Consider the following 6,000-nt stretch of genomic DNA (forward strand, 5'->3'; position numbering starts at 1 on the left):
AAAAAAAGTCGGTTCATCAAGAAGATTGATCCGACTTTCGCGGCCGGCGCAGCTAGAGTGACATCGTTCTCCGGTGAGCCTCTCACCCAAATCTCCCAAACTGTCGCCGCCGCGGTCCTCCGCTAAGGCTCGAAAAGCGTTTTCCATGGATGCCGAAGTCGAAAACCCGATGAAGGGGATCCTGCTCAAGGTCCTTTCGGTCGTCATCTTCGTTTGCATGTCGACCTTGATCAAGGCGGCCGGGAGCGAGATCGCCACCGGCCAGATCACCTTCTACCGCTCCGCCTTCGCCATGGTGCCGATCCTCGGCTATCTCGCCCTTCGCGGACAGTTGCGCGACGCTTTCAAGACGAAGGATATCGGCGCTCACATCGCACGCGGCTTCGTCGGCATCCTGGCGATGAGCTTCGGCTTTTACGGCCTCGTGCACTTGCCGCTCCCCGAAGCGATCGCCATTGGCTATGCGATGCCGTTGATCGCCGTTGCCTTTGCCGCGATTTTTCTCGGCGAAACCGTTCGGCTTTATCGCTGGTCGGCCGTCGTCATCGGTCTGGTCGGCGTCATGATCATCACCTGGCCGCGGCTGACGCTGTTTCGCGAAGGCGGTCTCGGGTCGTCCGAGGCGCTCGGGGCGGCGGCGGTCTTGCTGTCGGCGGCGCTCGGCGCGATCGCCATGGTGTTGGTGCGCAAGCTGGTGAGGGCCGAGCGCACCCACACGATCGTGCTCTATTTCTCGCTCTCGGCCTCGGTCTTTTCGCTCGCGACCCTGCCGTTCGGCTGGCCGAGCATCTCGCAGAAAGCCTTCCTGTTGCTGATGATCGCCGGCTTCTGCGGCGGCGTCGCGCAGCTCCTCTTGACCGAAAGCTACCGTCACGCCGACATGTCGACGATCGCACCGTTCGAATACACCTCGATCGTGCTGGGCCTGATCATCGGCTATTTTCTGTTCGAGGACATCCCGACGAGCACCATGCTGATCGGCACCGCCATCGTTGTCGGCGCCGGTATTTTCATCATCTTCCGCGAGCATCGGCTTGGATTGGAGCGCAGGGGTGCGCGCAAGCACGTCACGCCACAGGGCTGACGGCCCCTGTTTCATTCATTCCGGCTGTCGTTCCCAAGCAGGCACCGTGTCGTCCTCGATCAGGCCGTCCTGCGACGCCTGCTGGGCGGTCGGGCTGGTAACGTCGGGTCCGGGTGTCGGCAGCACCGTGGTCGCCTGGAAGTCGGTCTTGGCGACGAGACCCTCGTGCTGCTCCCGCCGCAGGATGCGCCAGGCGGCGTAGCCTGCATAGAGTGCGAAATAGACGGCAAGCACGATGAACAGCGCCGCCGGCCCGAACCGATCCATGACCGGGCCGACCATCAACGGGCCGGAGATCGTGCCAAGCCCGTAGGTGATCATCAGGCCCGAGGAGATCTCGACATATTCGTCCGGCTTGGCGAGGTCGTTGGCATGGGCGACGTTCAGCGCATAGATCGGGAACAGGACCGAGCCGACGAGGGCGGCGACGATATAGAGCACCGTCGGGCTGCTGCCGATCGACGCGGACATGACCAGGCAGGAGATCACGCCGACAATGCCGCAGCCGACCATGACGATACGCCGGTCGATGCGGTCGGAGGCGCGGCCGATCGGGATCTGCGAGAGGGCGCTGCCGGTCAGGAGCGATGCGAGCAATGTTGCGCCTTCGCCGGTCGACAGGCCGATCTTCTGCGTGAACACGCCGCCGAGGTTCAGCCAGGCGCCCGAGAGCGCGCCTGCGAGAAAGCCGCCGACCACGGCAACCGGAGAGCGGCGAAACAGGCCTGGAATGTCGAATCGCGCCTGCGCCGGCGGTGCCGGCATCGGCGAGGAAGAAAGCGCCGTGGGCAGTAGTGCCAGCGAAAACAGCACGCCGCAAAGGATGAAGAGCGATGTGTTGGTCGGGTCTCCCAGCGGCACCATGTATTGCCCGCCGATGGTGCCGACCATCGTGGTGATGAGGTAGAGCGAGAACAGCATGCCGCGGTTCTCGTTGGTCACCCGTTCGTTGAGCCAGCTCTCGATGACGAGATAACTGCCGGAGATCGCGAAACCGGATATGGCGCGAAAGGCGATCCAGGCACGCCAGTCGACGACCAGCCCGCAAAGCAGGATGGCGATCGAAAGCAGGGTTATGAGTGCGGTGAAGACGCGGACATGGCCAACGCGCAACACGAATTTCGGCGTGATGATGCAGGAGAGGGTGAAGCCGACCGTGTAGCCGGTGGCAATGACCGAGACCGTCAGCGTCGACCAGTTCTCGGCGACGGAGCGAACCGGGATGACGTAGCTCTGAAGCCCGAAGGCCACCATCATCAACAAAGTGGACAGCATCAGGCTGAGGACGGAAGCGAGACTGGCCAGCATCGGCGCTCCTGAAAACAAAGACGCGCCGACTTGACCAACCGGGTGGCTGGCAACGAAGGCGCGATGCGGAGCGAGGGCAGTCAGACGGGGTTGCCGGAGTGACCGATCGCTTCGAACTCGAAATGAGTGTGGCTCTATCCAGTTTTCGAGGCGCTGTCGATTGCGACAGCCGATAGCAAAAAGACGGTAACGGTCCGTCCTCGGGCGCTATCAGTTCGGCAGCAGTGGTCTGATCGCCGAGCGATGGGCGCGGCGGGCGTCCTTGGTGGTGCTGAGCGCGGTGTATTCGCGCGAGGCACGTACGGCAGTGCCGATATCGGCGATCGAATCGAACAGGACCTTGAGGCTTGCAATGGGCTTGGTCATGATCTTGTTCCTTGTCTTACGTCGTCTCTTTCGCGCGACACGCCTTTTGGCGCATCGCGTGGGGATCAGCGCTGGATGAAGTCGGCGAAGAGCTGCGACGGACGGGTGGTCCGGGCAAGGCCGATTGCAGTCATCTGCTCGTTGGCTGCCGAGCCGAAGCGGTTGAACGGCGTCCGCCGGGCAGCGTCCGTATGACGGAGCGTCTCAAAGCTGCTGTGGATCGGGCGAAAGCGGGCAGTCATGGTTCTTGTTCCTTATTCCATTCCTCCCGTGTTGATATATTGCGCTGCAACATGGATTTTGCAATGCACTAGAACGCTGCGCAGATATGCGCAAACCGCATGGCTTTCTTCACACTTTGTTCATGAAACGGGCAGGCGGCCGTCAGCCGTTGATGCGGGCCTTGAAGGCAAGCATATCCTGCCAGGCAAAGCGCTTGTTGATCGGCGCTGTCACCAGGTCCTGCGGGTGCAGGGTCGCAAGGGTCTGGACGCTGTGTCCGCCCATCTGAAGGTCACGCCATTCGCCGCGCAGCTGGTGGATTGTGTCGCTGCCGCCGAAGAAGAAGCGCGCCGTAAAATTGCCGAGCAACAACAGGTGCTTGGGCTCGGCCAAAGCGACCTGGCGCTCGATGAAGGGGCGGCAGATATCGGCCTCGCGGGCGGTCGGCACGCGGTTGCCCGGCGGGCGCCACGGCACGACATTGCTGAGCAGAACGCCCTCGCGCGATAGTCCGATGCCGGCGAGCATGCGGTTGAGCATGTCGCCCAGCCTGCCCGAGAAAGGCTGCCCGTCGCGATCGTCATCCGCATAGGGCATCGGGCCGACGATCATGATGCCGTTTGACGGATCGCCTTCGGCAAAGACCAGATTGCGGGCGCTGTTTCTGAGATTGCAACCGACGAAGCCTTCCATTGCCAACCGCAGCTCGGCGAGCGACCGCGCCGATTCGGCGGCAAACTGCGCCTCCTTGACGGCCTGGGCGTCGGGGATGGCCACAGCAGGGGCGTTGACGGCAGGTGCTGGCGCGCGCGTTTCGCGAGCTTGGCCACCGGCCGAGCTGGCCGGCTGCCGCGTAGCAGGCGAGGCCTCCGGGCGCGCAACCGGCTGGCTTGCGCTCGTCTGTGGGCGCGAATCGGCCTGTTGGCGCACGTCGGAACGCGCCGCCTTCATCGCTTCGAACTCGGCGAGGCGATCGACAGGCTCCTCCTCCATCAGCCACTCGACACCCGCATCCGCGTGGAATGCGAGCAGGGCGGCGAGTTGGCCGGGGGAGAGGTTGTCGGCAGAAGTCATGGGCGCCAACCTAGCACGTCAGAAAATGTGGTCCAATGGCTTCATGCGGCATTCGCGGTCCAGTGGCCGATATCCTCATGTTCTCCGATCAGCGCCAGGCCGTGGGCGATGGACAGCAGTTCGCCGCCGCTTTCGATCCGGTCCTTTTCGAAGCGCCGCTCGAACAGGTTGCGCACCGCCGGCACGAACGAGGTGCCGCCGGTGAGGAAGACCTTGTCGATGCTTTCGGGCGGCGTTTCCGTTGTCTGTAACACCTCGTCGAGCGCGTCTTCGATGCGCGCAAGTTCAGGCGCAATCCAGCTTTCGAAGTCGGCGCGGCGCACCGTGCGGCGCGACATCTCGCCAAGCGGCGAGAAGTAGAACTCGGTTTCCTCCTCCTGCGACAGGCGCATCTTCGTCGCCGAGATCGCCTGGTAGAGCGGATAACCCTCGTCATGCTCGATCAGGTCGACGAAGGCCTCGAGCTTTTCCGGCTCCAGGCTCTGGCGCACCAGCTTCTTCAGATCCGTGAAATCTTTCAACGTCTTGAAGATCGAAAGCTGATTCCAGCGGCCGAAATTCGCATAGTAGTTCGACGGGACTTCAAGCAGCTTGTCGAAGCTCTTGAACAGACTCCCCTTTCCGATGAGGGGCGAGATCACATTGTCGATGATGCGGAAGTCGAAATGGTCGCCGGCGATGCCGACGCCCGAATGGCCGATTGGCGTTGCCGTCAGACGTCCCGCCTTGGTCTCAAAACGGATCAGCGAATAGTCGGTGGTGCCGCCGCCGAAGTCGGCGACCAGCACCGTGGCGTCGCGCTTGAGGTTCTGGGCAAAGTAGAATGCGGCCGCCACCGGCTCGTAGACATAGTGGATCTCGGGAAAGCCGAATTCGGAAAGGGCGGCGCTGTAGCGCTCGAGCGCCAGTGCCGGATCGGGGCTGGAGCCGGCAAAGCGAACGGGCCTTCCGACGACGATGCGGCTGTATTGGCTCGCCCAGTCGTCGCCGGCATAGTCCTTCAGCTTGGAGAGGAACACCCGCATCAGGTCTTCGAAACTATGGCGCTTGGCATAGATCTGCGTGCCCTGGAACAGCGGGCTTGCGGCGAAGGTCTTGATCGACTGCAGGAAACGACAGTCGCCGGGATTGTCGATGAACGAGCGGATTGCCGCCTGTCCGGCTTCCACCTTCAGGGCGGACGCGCCGAGGTTGGAATCCTTCATGAAGGAGAGTGCCGTGCGCATCGCATCGGTGCTGCCAGCCATGCTGTCGAATTTCATCGAATGGGTGGTGTCGCCTGCCGAAACCGCGAGGACCGAGTTGGTGGTGCCGAAATCGAAGCCCAGTGCTCTGGCCATATGATGTCTCCTGACGCCTGTGTTTTGGTGTCGCTTCGCGACGCGCCCTTCCGGGGCTTGCGAAGGCGACACGGCTCTGTTCCGCACGCCGCCTTCTGGGCCGGTGCCGGGAAGGTCGGCGGAGCCCGGAATGAAGCGAAAGGCATGCCGTTCCGGCGCCGTAGGGCGCCTTGCCGAATGCTGGTTGCGGATGGGATTGCCGGCGTCTTCCGCCGGAAAATGAATGCCCGGCCTCCTGACATGGCTATTCGGCAAAAGCAAGGCTGCAAGGCGGCGGCCCACAAGGACATGGGTGAAATCACGTATTTACGTTTACGTTCACGTCATATAGACATTTGTGCTAAACTCATGACCTCATGCGCAAAAGCGGGCATCGACTGTCGCATCCCGGCTCGACAAGCCAAACTGCATTTGCCATGACGAGATGATATGGCCTGGGAACTGAGCTGGCAGAAGACCGGCGAGACTGGAGAGACGGTATGAGCGAGGCGATGGATCTACCCGAGCGCGAGAGTATGGAGTTCGACGTGGTGATCGTCGGCGCGGGGCCTGCGGGGCTTTCGGCTGCGATCCGGTTGAAGCAGGTCAATCCCGAGCTTTCGGTGG

At 62.4% G+C, this 6,000-nt stretch carries 8 protein-coding genes; 3 read left to right on the forward strand and 5 right to left on the reverse strand.

Translation table 11 applies throughout. The features are described 5' to 3' along the window. Window positions 1-145 precede the first annotated feature (145 nt). Window positions 146-1,084 carry a DMT family transporter gene (locus C6558_RS05230; protein WP_025426354.1) on the forward strand — a complete coding sequence of 313 codons (939 nt, stop codon included), beginning with the start codon at window positions 146-148 and terminating at the stop codon, window positions 1,082-1,084. 15 nt (window positions 1,085-1,099) lie between these two features. On the opposite strand, the gene C6558_RS05235 is transcribed toward C6558_RS05230, so the two are convergent. From C6558_RS05235 to C6558_RS05250, 5 genes are all read right to left on the reverse strand, one after another. Next, a complete protein-coding gene (locus tag C6558_RS05235; protein WP_025426355.1) occupies window positions 1,100-2,392 on the reverse strand; it encodes an MFS transporter in 1,293 nt (430 codons plus the stop codon). A 210-nt stretch (window positions 2,393-2,602) separates the two neighbouring features. Beyond that, on the reverse strand, window positions 2,603-2,758 hold the full coding sequence (locus C6558_RS40275; protein WP_164474923.1) for a hypothetical protein: 156 nt from the start codon (window positions 2,756-2,758) through the stop codon (window positions 2,603-2,605). A gap of 65 nt (window positions 2,759-2,823) precedes the next feature. Continuing rightward, window positions 2,824-3,000, reverse strand: coding sequence for a hypothetical protein (locus C6558_RS05240; protein WP_107026881.1), 177 nt, complete (start codon window positions 2,998-3,000; stop codon window positions 2,824-2,826). Between the two features lie 142 nt (window positions 3,001-3,142). Further along, a complete protein-coding gene (locus tag C6558_RS05245) occupies window positions 3,143-4,054 on the reverse strand; it encodes a uracil-DNA glycosylase family protein (protein WP_025426356.1) in 912 nt (303 codons plus the stop codon). Between the two features lie 41 nt (window positions 4,055-4,095). After that, window positions 4,096-5,394, reverse strand: a complete 1,299-nt coding sequence (locus C6558_RS05250; protein ID WP_107026882.1) for an Hsp70 family protein — start codon at window positions 5,392-5,394, stop codon at window positions 4,096-4,098. Window positions 5,395-5,571: 177 nt separating this feature from the next. Here C6558_RS05250 and C6558_RS39595 point away from each other — a divergent pair, with 177 nt between their 5' ends. Further along, window positions 5,572-5,814, forward strand: a complete 243-nt coding sequence (locus C6558_RS39595; RefSeq protein ID WP_128090422.1) for a hypothetical protein — start codon at window positions 5,572-5,574, stop codon at window positions 5,812-5,814. A gap of 59 nt (window positions 5,815-5,873) precedes the next feature. Beyond that, the coding region (locus C6558_RS05255) for an FAD-dependent oxidoreductase (protein ID WP_146160869.1) at window positions 5,874-6,000 on the forward strand (127 nt) is incomplete at its 3' end.

It is taken from the genome of Ensifer sp. NM-2 (genome assembly GCF_003024455.1).
Taxonomy (GTDB): Bacteria; Pseudomonadota; Alphaproteobacteria; order Rhizobiales; family Rhizobiaceae; genus Ensifer; species Ensifer canadensis.